We start from the raw sequence: 18,648 nt of genomic DNA, 5'->3' as shown, positions 1-18,648 counted from the left end.
CGAAGGCGTCCGTCAAATCGCCTTCGCCGGCAAGCCGGGCTCCTACAGGTCTGCAGGCGGCCACACCACGTCAACCGCCATTCACGGCTTTTCCCGTTCCAACAATTGCCGCTTGCGCTCCACCCCCCAACGATACCCCGACAAATTGCCATCGCTACGCACCACCCGGTGACAAGGAATCGCCACCGCCAGGCTGTTCGCGCCACAGGCCTGGGCCACGGCGCGAACAGCCTTGGGAGCGCCGATGCGCTGGGCGATATCGGCGTAGCTGGCGGTGCTGCCGGCGGGGATTTCCCGCAGGGCTTGCCAGACTCGCTCTTGAAACGCCGTGCCGCGCACATCCAGCGGCAGGTCCAGGCCCAGGGCCGGTGCCTCGATAAAACCCACGACCCTGGCGATCAGCTGTTCGAAGGCCTGGTCGGCACCTATCAGATTGGCGCGGCGAAACTTGTCCTGCAGGTCGCACACCAATTGCTGCGGATCATCGCCCAGCAGAATCGCGCAGACGCCACGCTCGCTTTGCGCCACCAGGATCGCGCCGAGGGAACACTGGCCAACCGCAAAACGAATGTCATTGTTTTGCCCTGCACCACGGTAATCCTTGGGTTTCATGCCCAGCACCTGATCCGCCGCCTCGTAGAATCGGCTGTTGGAGTTGAAGCCGGCAGCGTACAGCGCATCGGTGACCGAGCGACCATCCACCAGCCGCTCGCGCACCCGGCGGGAACGATGGGCCGCGGCATAACCCTTGGGCGTCAGGCCGGTCACGGACTTGAACACCCGATGGAAATGAAAGCTGCTCAAACCTGCTGCTTCAGCAAGCTCATTGAGCGCGGGCAGCGCCTCGGCGGCTTCGATCTGGCGGCACGCGGCGGCCACGGTGGCGGCATGTTGCGCGGCGACCGCGCTTTGATCCTTCGCCGCGCGCTTGCTGGGACGATAACCCGCGGCCTGGGCCAGTTCGGCGCTGTCGAAGAATTCGACATTCTGTGGTTTCGGCAAGCGTGAGAGGCTGCTGGGGTTGCAGTAGATCCCGGTGGTTTTCACCGCATAGACAAATTGCCCGTCCGCCTGTGGATCGCGGGCGAGAACCGCGGCCCAGCGTGGATCGTTTTCGGTGCTGATGCTTGTCGATTGGCTTGTCATGGCATTACATCCTTTGACCCGTTTGCCGCAGATTAATCACCGGCCCCTGTGTCCACACTCCGGCGCTTGCGGTCAAACTCCACGGCGTCAGCGCGCGGTCCGAAAGGTGAAGTTGATCCGGTGTTCGCCCAGGCGCGGGTGCTGGCCATCCTTGATCGGCAGGACGCCGTGATAGCGCAAGCGATCGACGCCGCCCCAGACCACGATGTCGCCATGCAGCAGCGGCAGCCGTTGGCTCTTGTCGCTGCGCGAGAAGCCGCCGAACAGGAACATCGCCGGCAACCCCAGCGATACCGAAACGATAGGTGCAGCGTAGGATTTTTCATCCTTGTCCTGATGCAGGGACATTTTCGCCTCAGGCACATAACGATTGATCAGGCAGGAGTCCGGCACGAAATCTTCAAATCCTGCCTCCCGGGCCGCGGCCTGCGCCAGCTGGAAAAAAACCTCGGGCATGGGAGGCCAGGGCAGGCCGGTCTGCGGGTCGTCGCGGGTATAGCGATAACCACTGCGGTCGGTGGTCCAGCCCCAGGTGCCGCAACTGCTCAGGGCGACCGACATGGTGAAGCCGCCAGGGGTGACCATTTGCCGGAACGGTGCGGCCGCGAGCACGGCTTCCAGTGCCGGCAGCAAACGCTCCAGCCAGGGCAGGGCAAAGCCCCTGAGGACGTAGGATTGTTCGCCGATCTGCTCGCGCCGGCGCTGCTGTTCGGGCTCGAAGTCGGCAAACAGGTCTAGGGTGGTCGGGTGCATGGTGCTCATGATGCGTCGTGAAAGATGATCCCAAGGGTATGCCGTTGTCCGCTGTGCAGGCGACTGACGCCGTGGCGCAGGGTTACCCGATAGTAACCGCGCACGCCTTTGACCGGGCGCTGGTTGACCGCAAAGATCAGGCCGTCGCCTTTTTTCAGACCGATGACCTGCGGGCGCGACTGCATGCGCGGACGCTGCTCGGTGAGCACGAACTCACCGCCGGTGAAGTCTTCCCCTGGTTCTGACAGAAGAATCGCCACCTGCAGTGGGAAGACATGCTCGCCATACAGATCCTGGTGCAGGCAGTTGTAGTCCTGGGGGCCGTATTGCAGCAAAAGCGGTGTAGGACGCTGCTGGCCGGCGGCATGACAACGCTCGAGGAAGGCCGGGTGGCTGTCGGGAAAGCGGCTCGGCAGGTCCATCTGCTCATGCCAGCGATTGGCGATCGGCACCAGTCGCGGGTACAGCGCACTGCGCAGGCGGGCCACCAGCGGCGGCAAGGGGTAGTCGAAATACTTGTACTCGCCACGGCCAAAACCGTGGCGGGCCATGATCACCTGCGAGCGAAAGGGTTCGGTTTGGCCGTACAAGGCGCTGATCCGGTCACAGGCCTTGTGGCTCAACAGCGACGCGATGACCGCGCAGCCATCCTGATCGAGTTGCTGTTCCAGCAGGGGCCAGTCCAGCCTGTCCAGATATTGCTCGCTCATTGCCGAGGCCCTCAGGTCATTGAGGTGGCGAGACTAAGCGGCATTGCCGATTTGAACACTCCGACACTTGCGGTCAAATGTCGGCGGGGAGCAGACGTCCATGTTCGCTGGGGGCAATGTTACAGCGCTTTGCTGACGCTGATGTCGCTGATGACGTCTTCCTGGCCATGCAGGGCGTCCAGCGCGGCTTTGGCTTCTTCTGCCGTGCCGTTTTCCAGCTGGGCGAATTCGAAGCGGCGTTCGCCATTGAGTTTGTACTTGATGACGTATTTGGTCGTCTGGGCCACGGTCATACCTGTCTGTCTGCGTAGTGAGTCGCTGCTCAGCTCAGTTTCGAGCTGGAGCGGCGGATGATCTTGATGGAGTGCGTCAGGGTCGGCTTGCGCGTCACACTGATCGGCCGGCGGTTGACCGTGTCGATGGTGATGTTCCAGAACCCGGTGCTCGGCGCGGTGATGCGGGCCGGGAAGGTATCGAACGCGCCGCCGTGATAGGTGTGACGGCCGCCATTCTTGAAGCTGCGGAAGTTGGCGTCGTTCATCAAGCGTATGTTGCACGTTTGCGAGCATTGAATGACGACGATGTCGTCTTCGTTGAGGTGCTCGCGCTGGTGGATAAATTTCATGGGGCGCCTCCAGAAGGGCTTTTTCTACAAAATCAAAACGATAGCATGGTCGATTGGCGCAGTTTATCAGCCCTGAGGCGTTATTATCCGGCTGTGCGGGCCCGGTGGAGCAATAAAAACGCAGATTGCGCACACCCGGGAAGAAAAAAGCACTGCGCCTTGGAGAAAACCCGTGTTTGAGCTGTCGGAGGGTCTTTAACGGAGGTTTCATATGAAGTGGGGCATGTTTGGCTTGTCGGTCTTGGCAATCAGTGGTTGTGCAAGTGTCTCGGAGATCAACCAGACGTTGCCGACCATGAGTGTGATTTCAGGCAAGAAGCCCCATGAGTACGCGCAGTGCCTGAGCGAAAAACTCGCCGAGAGCCGTGGCGCCTTGCAAATCGAGGAGCAGAAAGACGGGGTGCGAGTGATCGTGCCGCAGAAGCTGTCATCCGGCCCGGCGGCGGTGTTTGATATCGAGGATCGCTCCGGTGGCAGCAGCATCAAGCTGCATGAGCGCATCTCCAACGTGCCAATTCGCCCCTTCGATGTTCGCGATGCCGCCACGGCGTGCATTTCCGGCTGATAGACTGTCGACCGTCAGCACCGATGCCGCCAAAGCAAGGCTTTTGGCGGCATTGTCATTTCTGGAGTCGAGCATGAAGCGAGAGAAGGTACGGGAGCGGCACGCAGAGGGCCACATCTGCGCCACCCATGTGATTCAGAACCCGGCGAATCCGGGTGAATGGATCGTGTTTTTCAAGAAAAGCGCCGGGCGCAGTTTTTTCCTGGTGGACGATAGCGACGAAGTCGAATCCTTCGGCAGTCTCGACGAGTTGGTCGAGACCGTACGCGGCCTGGGGATCAAGTTCGCGGAAATCCACATGTAGGGCACGCGGCCCTATTTGCAGACCACCACCACGCTGCGGTTCTTGAAGTTGCCAACGTCGACGCCCAGGGTCTTGTCGCTTTCCTCAGGGGAAGGTGTGCCGTCAGTGCCGACGATCCGGTAGCCGGTACCGGCGCAGGAGGCATCGGCCTTTTCGTAACAGGTCGCCCAGGAATTGGCCTCGCCGGAGCAGTCGATCGCCAGGCCTTGTTCGCCATTGTTCAGGTAAGTGGTCTCGGAGGTTGCGCAGCCACTGAGGGCCAGCACCGCAATCAGCGGCAAAAATTTGGTCATGTCGTTGTCGTCGTCAGGAAGAGAGGGCAAAGCCTGTGACAGCGTGGGAAGCAAAAGGTTATAGCGAAAGGCCACTTCTTCCGGCATTCGCAAAAAAAGCCCTGCACAAGGGCAGGGCGTCGGGCCGGATCAGTTCTTGTCCTTGCCCCGTCGTTTCGGTGCCGGGTGTTCCAGTTGCAACACCGATGCCACTTCGATCGCCATGGCTTCGGATGGGAAAGGTCCGGCAATGTTCTCGCCGCCAACGCCGGCTACCCACCACTGGCCGTCTTTGGCCTTATTGATCAAGTACCCGTTGACGCTTTTTGCTTCTGACATCTATTTGCCTCGCTGGCTGGTTCAATGGCGCCATGATACCGCCAAATGCACCGTTCGGGTGCCGATGGGCGCACGGTGGTGCGCTTGCCCGTTGGTTGACTTGTCGTGCAAGTCTGGTGGACTCTGCTATCAATAACAGGCTGCTGATCCATTCGCGGTGCTCGCTGCGGAACTAACAGCGAGAATATTTCTCTATGATGGCATCGGTTAGCCAGTGCGGGGCATTGTAAGGTGTACGCCGCCTGATTAGACTGCGCCGAAACTCGTACACACAGCCCTTTCAAGGACTTATATGATCAAGAAATGCTTGTTTCCAGCAGCCGGTTACGGCACTCGCTTCCTGCCAGCGACCAAAGCCATGCCCAAGGAAATGCTGCCGGTGGTAAACAAGCCACTGATCCAGTACGGCGTCGAAGAAGCACTGGACGCTGGCCTGACGGAGATTTCCATCGTCACCGGTCGCGGCAAGCGCGCCTTGGAAGACCATTTCGACATCAGCTACGAGCTGGAAAACCAGATCAAGGGCACCGACAAGGAAAAGTACCTGGTCGGCATCCGCAAGCTGCTCGATAACTGCTCGTTCTCCTACACCCGCCAGACCGAAATGAAAGGCCTGGGCCACGCGATCCTGACCGGCCGTCCGCTGATCGGCGACGAACCCTTCGCCGTGGTACTGGCGGACGACCTGTGCGTCAACCTCGATGGCGACGGCGTATTGACCCAGATGGTCAAGCTGTACAAGCAGTTCCGCTGCTCGATCGTGGCCATCCAGGAAGTCGACCCGCAAGAGACCAACAAATACGGCGTGATCGCCGGCGAGATGATCCGCGACGACATCTACCGCGTGCACAGCATGGTGGAAAAACCAAAACCGGAAGATGCGCCATCGAACCTGGCCATCATCGGTCGCTACATCCTGACCCCGGACATCTTCGACCTGATCGAACAGACCGAGCCAGGCAAGGGCGGTGAAATCCAGATCACCGACGCCCTGATGAAACAGGCCCAGAACGGCTGCGTGATGGCCTACAAGTTCAAGGGCAAGCGTTTCGACTGCGGCGGCGCCGAAGGTTACATCGACGCGACCAACTTCTGCTTCGAGAACTTCTACAAGACGGGCAAGGCTTACTGATAGCGCCCCGGCCGCTTGTATTGAAAAGCGATCTTCACAGGCTTTAATCAAGCTGAAGAAGGTTTAAAGAAACGCCCCGACTTGATCGGGGCGTTTGCTTTTGTGGGAGCTGGCCTGCCGGCGATGGCGTCCTGACAACCCACCAACCTTTGGTTGCTGCACCCTATCCCCTGTAGGAGCTGGCTTGCCAGCGATAGCGGAGTGACCGCCGAAGTATCTCTCGCAGCCGTACTCGATCTACTGTGGGAGCCAGCCTGCTGGCGATGGCGGCCTGAAAGTCGACCTGGATTTTGTTGACCGAGTACATTTCCATTCCTGCGATAACGGCCACTTATGGTTTCGCTCCTACAGCGAGTCACTTGGAAAAGCCTGAAGGAGCAGCCGGTCGACGCTCGATTGCTCGCGAAGAGCATGAGAGCACCGCGTGGTGTCAGGATCCCCGCGTCATCGTTGACCTCCATCGCGAGCAAGCTCGCTCCTACAGGGGGATGGAGGCAGCTAAAAGTAAGCGTATAGCCAACACACGTTCACATGACTGAAGGTGTGTGGTTCAGTCCGTCGACTGCATCCAGTATTTGCCGTACCCGATCTGTAACGGATATGTCCCCCTCAAGCTTTAAGACACTACAGGTAAGCGTAGACAGCCATTCCTGATGCCTGGCCAAGCTACGTCCAGGGACGCCCCCCTCATCATACTGAGCTGCCCAAGCCAGAAACTCCGGCTTTGCTTGACCGAAGCGTTTTACCTCTCGACGTTTCAGTCTCTCTAATCTGAGTTCAACAGGAAGATAAAGGAACACCACAAGATCAAATTCGCTCTCAAGCGGTTGACCCCAGCCCATTACAGATCCGGCAACCACTGCACGGCCATGAGAGCGCATTTCTTGTAGCAAGCGCTCTCCTCGTTGCGTTTTGTCTGCCAGATGCTGGTATGGCGGGTTACTGGGCAGCCACAAAAAATCATCTGCTTCCAGGTGAGTTGTGCTCAGTTCCTTTGCTAAAGCAGCCGCTAAGGTCGAGGTGCCGGTACCAGCCGCGCCTGTGATCAAGATGTAATGTGCAGTCTCTTTTGTCATTTTGCTTTCGGCCGCTCTAAAACGAGTTTGCTATCTCCGATAGTTAACCATGCCCCACTGATGCGCTTGCCGCTACGAAGCGATCCGGCGAACAACCAGTTGGAGCGTCCAAGCGCCCACGGCCTTATCTGATTTTCGACCGCGATATTATCGACGGGCACAGCGCCGTCCTCGACATATCGAGTCAGTGCCGTCCAGCGCTAGACGCTGTCCGGCGCCTATCATGTGGCTGCAGACTTGTCGGGTGATCAAGCAGGGGAATTGATGGCGCAGGCGGGAAGGGCATTCGAAGGTGGAATCGGTTTGGTTTCGTGGGTGACGTCCGGCCTGGCACTCATGGCAATTTTGATTGCGTGGCGCACTCTGCGGATTCCGAAAACGCAATCTGCAGAGAAGCGTTGACCGAAAACGGAGATTGGCCCGAGCATTTCAGCACAACGCTTGCTCAGCGGCCGTCCGCAGGTATGCTATTGGCCTGCCGAGGAGATTGAAAATGGCCTACGATTTTGACCTTTATGTGATTGGCGCCGGTTCTGGCGGTGTGCGGGCGGCTCGGTTTGCTGCCGGGTTCGGGGCGAAAGTGGCCGTGGCCGAGAGTCGCTATCTGGGCGGCACTTGTGTGAACGTCGGCTGCGTGCCGAAGAAACTGCTGGTTTATGGCGCGCACTTTGCCGAGGACTTCGAGCAGGCTTCGGGGTTTGGCTGGAGCCTGGATGAGGCGCAGTTCGACTGGGCGACGCTGATCGCCAACAAGGACCGCGAGATCAATCGCCTCAACGGCATCTACCGCAACCTGCTGGTCAACAGCGGCGTAACGTTGCACGAAGGTCACGCCAAGATCGTCGACCCGCATACCGTCGAGATCAATGGTGAGCGCCACTCGGCTGAAAACATTCTGATCGCCACCGGTGGCTGGCCGCAGATTCCAGAGATTCCCGGGCACGAGCATGCGATCAGTTCCAACCAGGCGTTTTTCCTGAAAGAGCTGCCCAAGCGTGTGCTGGTGGTGGGTGGTGGTTACATCGCCGTCGAGTTCGCCGGGATCTTCCACGGCCTGGGTGCCCAGACCACGTTGCTGTATCGCGGTGAGTTGTTCCTGCGTGGCTTCGACGGTTCCGTGCGCAAGCATTTGCAGGAAGAGCTGACCAAGCGCGGCATGGACCTGCAATTCAATGCCGACATCGAGCGTATCGACAAGCAAGCCGATGGCAGCCTGAAGGTGACGCTCAAGGATGGCCGGCAGCTGGAGGCCGATTGCGTGTTCTACGCCACCGGTCGGCGGCCGATGCTGGACAACCTCGGGTTGGAAAATACCGGGGTGAAGCTCGACAAGAAAGGCTTCGTCGAGGTGGATGACCTGTACCAGACGGCCGAGCCTTCGATCCTGGCCCTGGGCGATGTGATCGGCCGGGTGCAGCTGACGCCCGTGGCGCTGGCCGAAGGCATGGCGGTAGCGCGACGCCTGTTCAAGCCTGAGCAATATCGCCCGGTGGACTACAAGATGATCCCGACGGCGGTGTTCAGCCTGCCGAACATCGGCACGGTGGGTCTGACCGAGGAGGAAGCGCGGGAAGCTGGCCACGAGGTGCAGATCTTCGAAAGCCGGTTCCGGCCGATGAAGCTGACCCTGACCGAATGCCAGGAGCGCACGCTGATGAAGCTGGTGGTGGACGCCCAGACCGACAAGGTGCTGGGTTGCCACATGGTCGGTCCCGAGGCGGGTGAAATCGTCCAGGGCCTGGCCATCGCCTTGAAGGCCGGCGCCACCAAGCGCCACTTCGACGAAACCATCGGGGTGCACCCGACGGCCGCCGAAGAGTTCGTGACCCTGCGTACCCCGGTCGGCGCTTAATCGCCCTTGGCGACGCCTGGCGCTGCTGCAATGGCAGCGGCCAGGCGTACGCTTTCTTCCAGCTCTGCCTGGGTTTTCAGCAGTTCGATTTCCAGTGACTTGTTCGCCTGCGTTTGCTCCTCGACGCTCTGTTTGAGCGCCTGGCTTTCCAGCATGGCGACACGCAGGCGTTCCTGGAGGAGGGTGCGTTCGCTGTCGACCCGGTTGGCCTGGTCGAGCAGTTGATCCTGGCGGGTATTGCTTTGCTTGAGCTGCTCTTGCAATAGGCTCAGCTCGCGCAAGGTGCCGCGGTTCTCCGTCAGCAGGCGTTCGTTGTCGCGGTGCAGCTGGGTGATTTCGTCCTGGCGCACCAGGGCGCTTTGCTGAGCCTGGCGCAATTCCATCTGCAGTTGCTGTACCTGACCTTCGTGGCGGCTTTGCTCCTGCTCGCGCTGCTCCTTGACCGCGTTGCGGTAGTGCTCCAGGGCGTCACGGCTGTGCAGGTGTTTCTCTTCGAGCGAGCGAATCTGCTCGTCCTTGTCCCGCAAACGCAATTCGAAATCAGCCAATGCCTGGCTCTGTCCGGCATTGCGGGTCTGTTCGCCCTGAAGTTGATCGCGGGTGCTTTGCAGTGCCTCGGATTCCTGGGTCAGGGCCAGGCTTTGCAGTTCGTAGTGTTGCTGCAATTGCGTATTGGCTTGCTCGGCCTGTTGCAGCTGCAATTCCAGCGCCTTGCGTTGTTGCTCGTACTGCTCGCGTGCCTGGTCAATCGGTTCCTGGGCCTGCTCCTTGAGCCGCTGTGCCAGGCGCGTCACCAAGGCCAGCAACTCGTCGTCGATCGGCTCGGACGGCGTCTCGTCAGGGTCCGGGGTGCTGTCGTCGAGCTCTTTCATATAGCGATGGATCGTGGTTTTCGAACCGGTATTGCCCATTTCGATGCGCACGGCATCGATGCTGGGGTTTTCGCCACGGGCAATGATCGCCAACCGCGCCGCTTGCACCACTTGTTTATTCACGCCGACACGGGCCATGAGAACTCCTGCGTTTTTGCTATGTGGTACGTACCACGTATATACACATTGTACCATTCATTTGATGAAGCTTGATATCTGATTATCCTGATACGGGATATACTGGTATTACCCCGTGTTATATCGATTTTGAGGCGTTCGCGCCTCCAGATCCGTACACAAACCCCGGCGCCGCGTACATCCACCCGGCCAGCGTCATCGTTAACGTCCATCGCGAGCGAGCTCGCTCCTACAGTTGAAGCAAGGTTATTTACATGAGCGAGCTGGATCGTTACCTGCAAGCCGCCACGCGCGACAACACCCGTCGCAGCTATCGGGCGGCCATCGAGCATTTCGAGGTGAGTTGGGGCGGTTTCCTGCCGGCAACCGGCGACAGCGTGGCGCGCTATCTGGTGGCCCACGCGGGTGTGCTGTCGATTAACACCTTGAAGCTGCGCTTGTCAGCGCTGGCGCAGTGGCATAACAGCCAGGGGTTTGCCGACCCCACCAAGGCGCCGGTGGTGCGCAAGGTGTTCAAGGGCATTCGGGCGTTACATCCGGCCCAGGAAAAACAGGCCGAGCCGCTGCAGCTTCAGCATCTGGAACAGGTTGTGGCCTGGCTTGAACTGGAGGCGTTAACCGCCCGGCAACAAGGCGATCGACCGGGGCTGCTGCGGGCTCGGCGCGACATGGCGTTAATCCTGCTGGGCTTCTGGCGAGGCTTTCGCAGCGATGAGTTATGCCGTGTGCAGATCGAGCATGTGCAGGCCAGCGCAGGTTCCGGCATCACCCTGTACTTGCCACGCAGCAAGAGCGACCGGGAAAACCTCGGCAAGACCTACCAGACCCCCGCGCTGCAGCGGTTATGCCCGGTGCAGGCCTACATCGACTGGATCACCGAGGCCGCGCTGGTTCGCGGGCCGGTGTTCCGTGGCATCGACCGTTGGGGGCATTTGAGCGAGGAGGGCCTGCACGCCAACAGCGTGATCCCGCTGTTGCGCCAGGCGCTGGAGCGCGCCGGCATACCCGCCGAGCACTACACCAGCCACTCCCTGCGCCGTGGGTTTGCCTCGTGGGCACACCAGAGCGGATGGGACTTGAAGTCATTGATGAGCTACGTCGGCTGGAAGGACATCAAATCCGCCATGCGCTACATCGAAGCCAGTCCCTTTCCCGGCATGGCCCGTCTCGCGGAAAAGCCACTCGAGTCGTAAATTCGCTTTTCTTCTATTAATACTGTTGGCTAATAGCGAAAGCCAATCAGCGGCATGAGGTTTGCCAATGAGCCAACCGTCCGTCGAGTGGGTAAAGTCTCTCCATCAACTTCTTAACCCCTGACGGAGAGTCAACGATGCCTATCATCAACAGCCAAGTTAAACCATTCAAAGCTGACGCATTCAAAAACGGCGACTTCGTAAAAGTTTCCGACGCCGATCTGAAAGGCAAGTGGTCCGTGGTGTTCTTCTACCCGGCCGACTTCACCTTCGTTTGCCCGACCGAGCTGGAAGACCTGGCTGACAACTACGACGCTTTCCAGAAACTGGGCGTCGAGATCTACAGCGTTTCCACCGACACCCACTTCGCCCACGCTGCCTGGCACAACACTTCGCCAGCCATCGGCAAGATCCAGTACACCATGATCGGCGACCCAACCCACGCCATCTCCCGCAACTTCGACGTGCTGATCGAAGAAGCTGGCCTGGCTGACCGTGGCACCTTCGTGATCAACCCTGAAGGCCAGATCAAGATCGTCGAGCTGAACGACGGCGGTGTAGGTCGTGATGCTTCCGAGCTGCTGCGCAAGATCAAGGCTGCCCAGTACGTCGCTGCTCACCCGGGCCAGGTCTGCCCAGCCAAGTGGAAAGAAGGCGAGGCCACGCTGGCCCCGTCCCTGGACCTGGTCGGCAAGATCTAAGTCCGTGACGCGCTTCATCAGGGCGGACTTCCGCACCTTCTAAGCAAGCTGCACCGCCCAATAAAAACGCCCGGGCGAGATTCGCTCGGGCGTTTTTTTATGCCACACATTCAAGGAAATCGCCCGTATGTTGGACACCAATCTTAAAGCCCAGTTGAAATCGTACCTGGAACGGGTCACCCAGCCGATCGAGATCGTTGCCTCACTCGACGACGGTGCGAAATCCCAGGAAATGCTCGCACTGCTGAAAGACGTCAGCAGTCTTTCCACCCAGATTACCTTGCTCGACAACGGTGATGACGCCCGCAAGCCATCGTTCTCGATCAACCGCCCGGGCGCGGATATCAGCCTGCGTTTCGCCGGCATCCCGATGGGCCACGAATTCACATCCCTGGTGCTGGCCTTGCTGCAAGTCGGCGGTCACCCCTCCAAGGCCAGTGTCGAAGTGATCGAACAGATCCGCTCGCTCAAGGGTGAGTTCAACTTCGAGACTTATTTCTCGCTGTCCTGCCAGAACTGCCCGGACGTGGTCCAGGCGTTGAACCTGATGGCGGTACTCAACCCCAACATCCGCCACGTCGCCATCGACGGCGCGCTGTTCCAGGCAGAAGTCGATGAGCGCCAGATCATGGCGGTACCGAGCATCTACCTCAACGGCGTGAACTTCGGCCAGGGCCGCATGGGCCTGGAAGAGATCCTCGCCAGGATCGATACCAGCGGCATCGAGCGCCAGGCCGAGAAGATCAGCGCCAAGCAAGCCTTTGACGTATTGGTGGTCGGCGGTGGCCCGGCCGGTGCTGCGGCGGCGATCTATGCTGCGCGTAAAGGCATTCGCACCGGTGTCGCGGCCGAGCGTTTTGGTGGGCAGGTGCTTGACACCATGGCCATCGAAAACTTCATCTCCGTGCAGGAAACCGAAGGGCCAAAACTGGCCGTCGCCCTGGAAGAACACGTCAAGCAGTACGACGTGGACATCATGAACCTGCAACGCGCCGACAAGCTGCTGCCGGGAAAAGACGGCGAGCTGCATGAAGTTCAGTTCGCCAGCGGCGCTAAGCTGAAAGCCAAGACCGTGATCCTGGCCACGGGTGCGCGGTGGCGTGAAATGAACGTGCCCGGCGAGCAGGAATACCGCAACAAGGGCGTGGCCTACTGCCCGCACTGCGACGGCCCGTTGTTCAAAGGCAAGCGCGTGGCGGTGATTGGTGGCGGCAACTCCGGCGTGGAAGCGGCTATCGACCTGGCCGGTATCGTGTCCCACGTCACGCTGCTCGAGTTCGATGTACAACTGCGTGCCGATGCGGTGTTGCAGCGCAAGTTGCACAGCCTGCCGAACGTGACGGTGATCACCAGTGCGCAAACCACTGAAGTGACGGGCGACGGGCAGAAGGTCAACGGCCTGCGCTACAAGGATCGTCAGACTGACGAATTGCGCAGCGTGGAACTGGAAGGGATCTTCGTGCAGATCGGTCTGTTGCCCAACACCGATTGGCTCAAGGGCACCATCGAGCTGTCACCCCGTGGCGAGATCATCGTCGATGCGCGCGGTGAAACCTCGGTGCCGGGCATCTTCGCCGCTGGCGACGTGACCACCGTGCCGTACAAGCAGATCGTGATCGCAGTGGGCGAGGGCGCCAAGGCTTCCCTGAGCGCATTCGACCACTTGATCCGCACCTCGGCCCCGGCATAAACCGGACGCTGAAAACACAAAACCCATGAGCGATCATGGGTTTTTTTTCCGACACATTTCCAAATGTGGGAGCGGGCTTGCTCGCGAAAGCGGTGTGTCAGCCACCATCACTGCTGAATGACACACCGCTTTCGCGAGCAAGCCCGCTCCCACAGGGGGATAGGCGGTGTGCGTTAGAGTGGGGCTGGCTGGATGATTTCAACCCAATAGGCATCCGGGTCCTTGATGAACGCCAGGCTCTTCATGCGGCCGTCGTTCAGGCGCTTCTGGAAGTCGCAGCCCAGCGCTTCGAAGCGCTCGCACGCGGCGACGATGTCCGGCACGGAGATGCAGATGTGGCCGAATCCGCGCGGGTCGGTATTGCCATTGTGATAGGCAAAGTCCGGATCGTTTTCGGTGCCGTGGTTATGGGTCAGCTCGAGAATGCCGGGGATCGATTTCATCCACTGCGTACGCGCGGCGGCATCGGCCGGAATCTGGCTCTTGTCGACCAGGGCGAGGAAGTAGAGGCTGAATTCCGCTTCCGGAAAATCGCGTTTCTCCACCAGCGAGAAACCGAGGATGCGCGTGTAGAAGTCCAGGGACTTGGTGATGTCCTTGACCCGCAACATGGTGTGGTTGAAGACGAATTGCCGGGTGGCTGTGTCAGGCTGTGCGGTCACGCCGGGGAAGGTGTTCAGTTCGTGCAGGCTCATGGGCCCTCCGGAAAATAATTGGGGCTGACGAATGATGACAATGATACGCATGGACGGCGACATCACCAAACTCGAAGCACCTGCTATTGCCTGACCGCCGGTCGAGGATCAGACTTCAGGGCTAACTGGCCGGGTGTTGATTGCAATGATTCGTTTGTGCAGGGCGTTGATTCTCTTGAGTGGTGTGCTTGCGGTTGTGGCCCAGGCTGATACCGATGAGCCGGTGGTGACCTGGCCGCCAGGCTGGCAGGTCGAAGAGGTTGCCCAGGGCGACGCTGGCGCCGGAGTCAGTCGCCAGCGTGCGGTCAAGAATGATGCGCAAGGCACGCCGGTGATGGTGATGGAACTGACCATGACCCGGGTGCAAAGCGGTCATCAGGTGAACCTGGAAGCGGTGTTGCTGGAGATGCGCAAGTCGGTGCAGAAAGACTTTTTCCAGGGTGGTTATCAAAGCGTTTGCAACCGGATTCACTCGACCACCTTGAGTCGCCTGGCGGCCCTGGAAACCACCTGCACCATCACCCAGAACGGCCGGCATGTGCTGTCTCAAACATTGGTCGCGGCGGTGGATGCCGATAAGGCGTACGTTCTTTCCTACGCCGGGCAGGCTGAGGCTTATAAGGCCAGCCAGAATGAAATAGAGGCGGCTCGTAACGGCTTGCAACTTTAGTTGAAGGCTTCAATGAACGCCGTTTTCATGCAGTGCCGAGAGTGTTGGATAGCCAAAAGGATTAAGCAGAAAGTTGCCCGGAAAGTACCGGTTGATCGGCCGAGATGCTTGCATTTAGATGCTATCAATGAAAAAAGCCCTGCATGTGCAGGGCTTTGTTTTTTTTTCAGTACGAAGGTTTAGCCACGCAGCCAGGAATCGACGGTGGCGGCACCGTATTGTTCCTTCCAGGCCTTCAGCCCGCGATGGTTGCCACCCTTGGTTTCAATCAGCTCGCCGGTATGCGGGTTCTGATAAACCTTGACCACGCGAGCGCGGCGGGTTTTCGGCGCGGCCTGTTGCAGACCGGATTTTGCCGGGTTCGGGTCGAGGATGGCGATGATGTCGCGCAGGCTCTTGCCGTAGGTTTTCATCAGCCCCTGGAGCTTTTCTTCGAATTCGATTTCTTTCTTGAGCCCGGCATCGTTCTTCAGGGATTCAAGCTGCTTGAGCTGCTCTTGAAGGGCCTTTTCAGCTGCACGAAATTCAGCGAGTCTGGACAATATCTTTACTCCAATAGTGTGTTTGGCTGATACCAACCGCAAACAAAGCTATAAGCCAAGAGCCTTGAAGCGACTCGGTGATAAATGGCTCACCTGCCAATCTAGCGCAGGCATGAAAAATTGTAGTAGTTAATTGATCAAGAGTAAATCATGTCTTTTTCTTCATGTAACAAGAGTTGTGCCTTGATACATTTTGGAGAGAGTGGTTGGCTGCTAAAGGCCACTAGTTAATGATCACTTAATGCGTTAATGAAGTCTGCCGCAGGCATCGGTCGGCCAAATAGATAACCTTGCAGGTAGTTCACATGGTGGGCGGTCAGGTAGTCACTTTGTTCCGGGGTTTCCACCCCTTCGGCAACCATGGCCAGATTGAGCTTGGCCGCCAGCTCGATGATGCTGTCCAGGATGTGACTGGAGAGGGTGTCGACGCCGATCATGGCGACAAAGCTCTGGTCGATCTTCAGGAAGTCCACGTTGAACTGGCGCAGGTATCCCAGGCTAGAGTGGCCTGTACCGAAGTCGTCGATGGCGATCATCACGCCAAGGTCATGCAACTGCTCGAACAGTTGATGGGTAATGGCCGTGGGCTCGATCAGCTTGCGCTCGGTCAACTCCAGGACCAGGTGGATGGAGCCGGGGGCAAACGCGTCGAGGAACTGGCGGCAATCCTCGACCAATGCAAGATCACGGCAATGATCGGCGGTGATATTGATGCCGATGTGAAACGGCTCGGTAAAGGACGCCGACCGCGGTGCCAGCAGCAGTGCGGTCTGTTCCATGATCGAGCGGGTCATGGGCACGATCAGTCCGCAGTGTTCGGCAAACGGAATGAACAGATCGGCGCGCACCAGGCCTTCCTTGGGATGGTCCCAGCGCATCAGCACCTCGACCCCCCTGCACTTTTTACTGTGCGCCTGCACCACCGGCTGGAAATACGGCACGAACTCTCCCGCGTCCAGTGCGCGTTGCATCTCAAGGGTCGGGGACGACGAACGTTTCTGGATGACATGCCCGATAAAACCGGAGATCACACCGAAAAACAGCAACAAGCTGAACAGTGGCGGATATTCACTGCTCATGTACCGCCACACTTCGCCTGCGGGGAAACCGGCCTTCACACTGAAGGGATAACGCGAAGAGGTCAGACTGTTTTCTGCGACGGGGAACTCGGGTGGGTCGCCAACGTGAAAACTACCGTCGGCGGACAACCAGTTAGGTCCCACTTGCAACAACAGCAGTTTCTGTCGCCCGATCAGGCGCAAGAGATTGCTCAGGTGGTATCCGTCCAGCGTGCTCATGGCGCCCCGTTTGCCGTCGCTGATTCTATAGACGAGTAAGGCGGTGTCGGGCGTTACCGGGTTGCCCTTCATCAGCAACAGCTGGCCGTTGGCAAAGTCTCCCGAAGCGATTTTTTCGTGATAATCGCCGAACAGGGAACTGCAATAGATTGTGTCGTCCCACAGCAGGTTGGTTGAGCGCACGAATGGACGCTTTGTTACCTGCTCGCGCAATGCCAGGTTGACGTCAATGCAACTCTGGCCGGCCAACGGCAATAATTCGCGCGCTGCCTGAGCGGTGTTGTCGAGCATCAGTTCGAACTGGCGAAGCGCTTCCTCGGCGGTGTGCTCGGTACTGTGCCGGAGTACACGTTCGGCCTGCATATGCAGAATGGCAAAACCCAGCAGGATCGGGAGCAGTCCACTCAACAGGGTCACGGCGACCCTCATGCGGCGTTGTCGGGCTTTGGTTTTCAGTGGCATTCGCGAAACCTGTATCGATGAAGTCGGGCTCTCAAAGGCTGGCGGGGCGTGAGGCCTCCCATGAAGAGTTCAGGTACGGGGCAGGATAGTTGGCCCTTCAGGAAAAAACGATGTCTACGCGTGAACAGGGTGATCCTGGCGGGGATTTACCTGTGCAACAAACCCCTTGCACGGTGGGGGAAAAAGGGGATTTGATACAGGAGGCGGACAAATTGATTTACGCTGTGTAGAATCAGGTTACGCATACAATAATAATCGTCTTCTGGCAGCAGAAGCCTCGCCCTCAGAGCCTCGGGTCGACAATGAAGATATTCGGGTTTCAATTGATCTACGGTGACTTCCTCGCCCGCAGCGTGCGGGGCATCTCCTGCGCGCCACCCACCGGTCTCAGCATTGCTGGCAACTAACCTTTGTTAATTCCAAAAGCATGATGAGGCGCCAACCATGGCAGATTTATACGAAAACCCAATGGGCCTGATGGGCTTCGAGTTCATCGAACTGGCATCGCCAACCCCCAATACCCTGGAGCCGATCTTCGAGATCATGGGCTTCACCAAGGTCGCGACCCATCGCTCCAAGGACGTGCACCTGTATCGCCAGGGCGCGATCAACCTGATCCTCAACAACGAACCCAACAGCGTCGCCTCGTACTTCGCCGCCGAGCACGGCCCGTCGGTGTGCGGCATGGCGTTCCGCGTCAAGGACTCGCAAAAGGCCTACAACCGCGCCCTGGAACTCGGTGCCCAGCCGATCCACATCGAGACCGGCCCGATGGAGCTGAACCTGCCGGCGATCAAGGGCATCGGCGGCGCGCCGCTGTACCTGATCGACCGTTTCGGTGAAGGCAGCTCGATCTATGACATCGACTTCGTGTTCCTGGAAGGCGTTGACCGCCACCCGGTCGGTGCCGGCCTTAAGATCATCGACCACCTGACCCATAACGTGTATCGCGGTCGCATGGCTTACTGGGCGAACTTCTACGAGAAGCTGTTCAACTTCCGTGAAATCCGCTACTTCGACATCAAGGGTGAGTACACCGGCCTGACCTCCAAGGCCATGACCGCCCCGGACGGCATGATCCGCATCCCGTTGAACGAAGAGTCGTCCAAGGGCGCCGGGCAGATCGAAGAGTTCCTGATGCAGTTCAACGGCGAGGGCATCCAGCACGTGGCCTTCCTGTCCGATGATCTGCTCAAGACCTGGGATCACCTGAAAAGCATCGGCATGCGCTTCATGACCGCGCCGCCGGACACTTACTACGAAATGCTCGAAGGCCGTTTGCCCAACCACGGTGAGCCAGTGGGCGAGTTGCAGGCGCGTGGCATTCTGCTGGACGGTTCGTCCGAGTCGGGCGACAAGCGCCTGCTGCTGCAGATCTTCTCGGAAACCCTGATGGGGCCGGTGTTCTTCGAATTCATCCAGCGTAAAGGGGATGACGGTTTCGGTGAAGGCAACTTCAAGGCGTTGTTCGAGTCGATTGAGCGGGATCAGGTTCGTCGTGGTGTGTTGTCCACTGATTAATGGGTTAGCGCTGTAAAACTGTGGGAGCGGGCTTGCTCGCGAAAGCGGTGTGTCAGTCACAAGTAACGTTGACTGATACACCGCTTTCGCGA

At 58.9% G+C, this 18,648-nt stretch carries 21 protein-coding genes and 1 pseudogene; 9 read left to right on the top strand and 13 right to left on the bottom strand.

Going from position 1 to position 18,648, the window contains the following annotated elements:
• Positions 1-81: 81 nt before the first annotated feature.
• From ada to SOP85_RS28685, 5 genes are all read right to left on the bottom strand, one after another.
• Positions 82-1,146: a bifunctional DNA-binding transcriptional regulator/O6-methylguanine-DNA methyltransferase Ada gene (ada, locus tag SOP85_RS28705; protein WP_323629079.1), complete on the bottom strand. Its 1,065-nt coding sequence runs from the start codon at positions 1,144-1,146 to the stop codon at positions 82-84.
• Between the two features lie 87 nt (positions 1,147-1,233).
• Positions 1,234-1,899: a DNA oxidative demethylase AlkB gene (alkB, locus tag SOP85_RS28700; RefSeq protein ID WP_323629080.1), complete on the bottom strand. Its 666-nt coding sequence runs from the start codon at positions 1,897-1,899 to the stop codon at positions 1,234-1,236.
• Between the two features lie 5 nt (positions 1,900-1,904).
• A complete protein-coding gene (locus SOP85_RS28695; protein WP_323629078.1) occupies positions 1,905-2,609 on the bottom strand; it encodes a 2OG-Fe(II) oxygenase in 705 nt (234 codons plus the stop codon).
• A gap of 119 nt (positions 2,610-2,728) precedes the next feature.
• The gene (locus tag SOP85_RS28690; RefSeq protein ID WP_274077159.1) at positions 2,729-2,896 is read right to left on the bottom strand and encodes a hypothetical protein; all 168 of its coding nucleotides are present in this window, start codon (positions 2,894-2,896) and stop codon (positions 2,729-2,731) included.
• Between the two features lie 35 nt (positions 2,897-2,931).
• Entirely contained in the window at positions 2,932-3,234 is a 303-nt protein-coding gene (locus tag SOP85_RS28685; RefSeq protein ID WP_008065357.1) for a DUF1883 domain-containing protein, read from the bottom strand.
• 211 nt (positions 3,235-3,445) lie between these two features.
• Between SOP85_RS28685 and SOP85_RS28680 the strand changes: the two genes are divergently transcribed.
• A complete protein-coding gene (locus tag SOP85_RS28680; protein ID WP_274077153.1) occupies positions 3,446-3,799 on the top strand; it encodes a hypothetical protein in 354 nt (117 codons plus the stop codon).
• A gap of 73 nt (positions 3,800-3,872) precedes the next feature.
• Positions 3,873-4,103 (top strand): hypothetical protein, encoded by a 231-nt coding sequence (locus tag SOP85_RS28675; RefSeq protein WP_274077152.1) that lies wholly within the window; start codon positions 3,873-3,875, stop codon positions 4,101-4,103.
• 11 nt (positions 4,104-4,114) lie between these two features.
• Here the strand turns inward: SOP85_RS28675 and SOP85_RS28670 are convergent, their stop codons facing one another.
• Together SOP85_RS28670 and SOP85_RS28665 are read right to left on the bottom strand one after the other, a co-directional pair.
• Positions 4,115-4,396: a hypothetical protein gene (locus SOP85_RS28670; RefSeq protein WP_274077151.1), complete on the bottom strand. Its 282-nt coding sequence runs from the start codon at positions 4,394-4,396 to the stop codon at positions 4,115-4,117.
• A 129-nt stretch (positions 4,397-4,525) separates the two neighbouring features.
• Positions 4,526-4,714, bottom strand: coding sequence for a hypothetical protein (locus tag SOP85_RS28665; protein WP_110747774.1), 189 nt, complete (start codon positions 4,712-4,714; stop codon positions 4,526-4,528).
• Between the two features lie 292 nt (positions 4,715-5,006).
• Between SOP85_RS28665 and galU the strand changes: the two genes are divergently transcribed.
• Positions 5,007-5,846: a UTP--glucose-1-phosphate uridylyltransferase GalU gene (gene galU / locus SOP85_RS28660; RefSeq protein ID WP_274077150.1), complete on the top strand. Its 840-nt coding sequence runs from the start codon at positions 5,007-5,009 to the stop codon at positions 5,844-5,846.
• 527 nt (positions 5,847-6,373) lie between these two features.
• On the opposite strand, the gene SOP85_RS28650 is transcribed toward galU, so the two are convergent.
• Both SOP85_RS28650 and SOP85_RS28645 read right to left on the bottom strand, forming a co-directional pair.
• A complete protein-coding gene (locus tag SOP85_RS28650; protein WP_323629076.1) occupies positions 6,374-6,922 on the bottom strand; it encodes an AAA family ATPase in 549 nt (182 codons plus the stop codon).
• Positions 6,923-6,945: 23 nt separating this feature from the next.
• Positions 6,946-7,122 (bottom strand): annotated as a pseudogene (locus tag SOP85_RS28645) (IS66 family transposase); the annotation flags it as partial.
• A gap of 293 nt (positions 7,123-7,415) precedes the next feature.
• Here SOP85_RS28645 and gorA point away from each other — a divergent pair.
• Positions 7,416-8,774, top strand: a complete 1,359-nt coding sequence (gene gorA / locus SOP85_RS28640) for a glutathione-disulfide reductase (RefSeq protein WP_323629075.1) — start codon at positions 7,416-7,418, stop codon at positions 8,772-8,774.
• Here the strand turns inward: gorA and SOP85_RS28635 are convergent.
• Positions 8,771-9,784 carry a DNA-binding protein gene (locus tag SOP85_RS28635; RefSeq protein WP_323629074.1) on the bottom strand — a complete coding sequence of 338 codons (1,014 nt, stop codon included), beginning with the start codon at positions 9,782-9,784 and terminating at the stop codon, positions 8,771-8,773. The genes gorA and SOP85_RS28635 overlap by 4 nt on opposite strands.
• A gap of 254 nt (positions 9,785-10,038) precedes the next feature.
• On the opposite strand from SOP85_RS28635, the gene SOP85_RS28630 reads away from it, so the two are divergent.
• The 3 genes from SOP85_RS28630 (at position 10,039) to ahpF (ending at position 13,368) form a co-directional block, all read left to right on the top strand.
• On the top strand, positions 10,039-10,977 hold the full coding sequence (locus SOP85_RS28630) for a site-specific integrase (protein ID WP_323629072.1): 939 nt from the start codon (positions 10,039-10,041) through the stop codon (positions 10,975-10,977).
• Between the two features lie 137 nt (positions 10,978-11,114).
• Positions 11,115-11,678: an alkyl hydroperoxide reductase subunit C gene (ahpC, locus tag SOP85_RS28625; RefSeq protein WP_007975937.1), complete on the top strand. Its 564-nt coding sequence runs from the start codon at positions 11,115-11,117 to the stop codon at positions 11,676-11,678.
• A gap of 127 nt (positions 11,679-11,805) precedes the next feature.
• A complete protein-coding gene (gene ahpF, locus SOP85_RS28620) occupies positions 11,806-13,368 on the top strand; it encodes an alkyl hydroperoxide reductase subunit F (protein WP_323629071.1) in 1,563 nt (520 codons plus the stop codon).
• A 173-nt stretch (positions 13,369-13,541) separates the two neighbouring features.
• Here ahpF and gloA read toward each other — a convergent pair whose 3' ends face one another.
• A complete protein-coding gene (gene gloA, locus SOP85_RS28615) occupies positions 13,542-14,063 on the bottom strand; it encodes a lactoylglutathione lyase (RefSeq protein WP_274077143.1) in 522 nt (173 codons plus the stop codon).
• Positions 14,064-14,208: 145 nt separating this feature from the next.
• Here gloA and SOP85_RS28610 point away from each other — a divergent pair, with 145 nt between their 5' ends.
• On the top strand, positions 14,209-14,733 hold the full coding sequence (locus SOP85_RS28610) for a DUF4946 domain-containing protein (protein ID WP_323629070.1): 525 nt from the start codon (positions 14,209-14,211) through the stop codon (positions 14,731-14,733).
• A 179-nt stretch (positions 14,734-14,912) separates the two neighbouring features.
• Here SOP85_RS28610 and SOP85_RS28605 read toward each other — a convergent pair whose 3' ends face one another.
• Together SOP85_RS28605 and SOP85_RS28600 are read right to left on the bottom strand one after the other, a co-directional pair.
• Positions 14,913-15,275 (bottom strand): histone-like nucleoid-structuring protein, MvaT/MvaU family, encoded by a 363-nt coding sequence (locus SOP85_RS28605; RefSeq protein ID WP_008065377.1) that lies wholly within the window; start codon positions 15,273-15,275, stop codon positions 14,913-14,915.
• 227 nt (positions 15,276-15,502) lie between these two features.
• Positions 15,503-17,035 carry a cyclic diguanylate phosphodiesterase gene (locus SOP85_RS28600; protein ID WP_323629069.1) on the bottom strand — a complete coding sequence of 511 codons (1,533 nt, stop codon included), beginning with the start codon at positions 17,033-17,035 and terminating at the stop codon, positions 15,503-15,505.
• A 444-nt stretch (positions 17,036-17,479) separates the two neighbouring features.
• On the opposite strand from SOP85_RS28600, the gene hppD reads away from it, so the two are divergent.
• Complete coding sequence (gene hppD / locus SOP85_RS28595) at positions 17,480-18,556, top strand: 4-hydroxyphenylpyruvate dioxygenase (RefSeq protein WP_274077140.1); 1,077 nt, start codon at positions 17,480-17,482, stop codon at positions 18,554-18,556.
• The last annotated feature ends 92 nt before the right edge of the window (positions 18,557-18,648 follow it).

This window comes from Pseudomonas sp. YuFO20, from assembly GCF_035064975.1.
Classification (GTDB): Bacteria; Pseudomonadota; Gammaproteobacteria; order Pseudomonadales; family Pseudomonadaceae; genus Aquipseudomonas; species Aquipseudomonas putida_AE.
Note: the sequence above shows the minus strand (reverse complement) of the source record. Positions and strands in the feature narration are given on the sequence as shown.

What these genes read in the sequence shown, in the direction of transcription:
- ada (WP_323629079.1), bottom strand. Translation starts at nt 1,146, where the DNA reads ATGACAAGCCAATCGACAAGCATCAGCACCGAAAACGATCCACGCTGG.
- alkB (WP_323629080.1), bottom strand. Translation starts at nt 1,899, where the DNA reads ATGCACCCGACCACCCTAGACCTGTTTGCCGACTTCGAGCCCGAACAG.
- SOP85_RS28695 (WP_323629078.1), bottom strand. Translation starts at nt 2,609, where the DNA reads ATGAGCGAGCAATATCTGGACAGGCTGGACTGGCCCCTGCTGGAACAG.
- SOP85_RS28685 (WP_008065357.1), bottom strand. Translation starts at nt 3,234, where the DNA reads ATGAAATTTATCCACCAGCGCGAGCACCTCAACGAAGACGACATCGTC.
- SOP85_RS28680 (WP_274077153.1), top strand. Translation starts at nt 3,446, where the DNA reads ATGAAGTGGGGCATGTTTGGCTTGTCGGTCTTGGCAATCAGTGGTTGT.
- SOP85_RS28675 (WP_274077152.1), top strand. Translation starts at nt 3,873, where the DNA reads ATGAAGCGAGAGAAGGTACGGGAGCGGCACGCAGAGGGCCACATCTGC.
- SOP85_RS28670 (WP_274077151.1), bottom strand. Translation starts at nt 4,396, where the DNA reads ATGACCAAATTTTTGCCGCTGATTGCGGTGCTGGCCCTCAGTGGCTGC.
- SOP85_RS28665 (WP_110747774.1), bottom strand. Translation starts at nt 4,714, where the DNA reads ATGTCAGAAGCAAAAAGCGTCAACGGGTACTTGATCAATAAGGCCAAA.
- galU (WP_274077150.1), top strand. Translation starts at nt 5,007, where the DNA reads ATGATCAAGAAATGCTTGTTTCCAGCAGCCGGTTACGGCACTCGCTTC.
- SOP85_RS28650 (WP_323629076.1), bottom strand. Translation starts at nt 6,922, where the DNA reads ATGACAAAAGAGACTGCACATTACATCTTGATCACAGGCGCGGCTGGT.
- gorA (WP_323629075.1), top strand. Translation starts at nt 7,416, where the DNA reads ATGGCCTACGATTTTGACCTTTATGTGATTGGCGCCGGTTCTGGCGGT.
- SOP85_RS28635 (WP_323629074.1), bottom strand. Translation starts at nt 9,784, where the DNA reads ATGGCCCGTGTCGGCGTGAATAAACAAGTGGTGCAAGCGGCGCGGTTG.
- SOP85_RS28630 (WP_323629072.1), top strand. Translation starts at nt 10,039, where the DNA reads ATGAGCGAGCTGGATCGTTACCTGCAAGCCGCCACGCGCGACAACACC.
- ahpC (WP_007975937.1), top strand. Translation starts at nt 11,115, where the DNA reads ATGCCTATCATCAACAGCCAAGTTAAACCATTCAAAGCTGACGCATTC.
- ahpF (WP_323629071.1), top strand. Translation starts at nt 11,806, where the DNA reads ATGTTGGACACCAATCTTAAAGCCCAGTTGAAATCGTACCTGGAACGG.
- gloA (WP_274077143.1), bottom strand. Translation starts at nt 14,063, where the DNA reads ATGAGCCTGCACGAACTGAACACCTTCCCCGGCGTGACCGCACAGCCT.
- SOP85_RS28610 (WP_323629070.1), top strand. Translation starts at nt 14,209, where the DNA reads ATGATTCGTTTGTGCAGGGCGTTGATTCTCTTGAGTGGTGTGCTTGCG.
- SOP85_RS28600 (WP_323629069.1), bottom strand. Translation starts at nt 17,035, where the DNA reads ATGCCACTGAAAACCAAAGCCCGACAACGCCGCATGAGGGTCGCCGTG.
- hppD (WP_274077140.1), top strand. Translation starts at nt 17,480, where the DNA reads ATGGCAGATTTATACGAAAACCCAATGGGCCTGATGGGCTTCGAGTTC.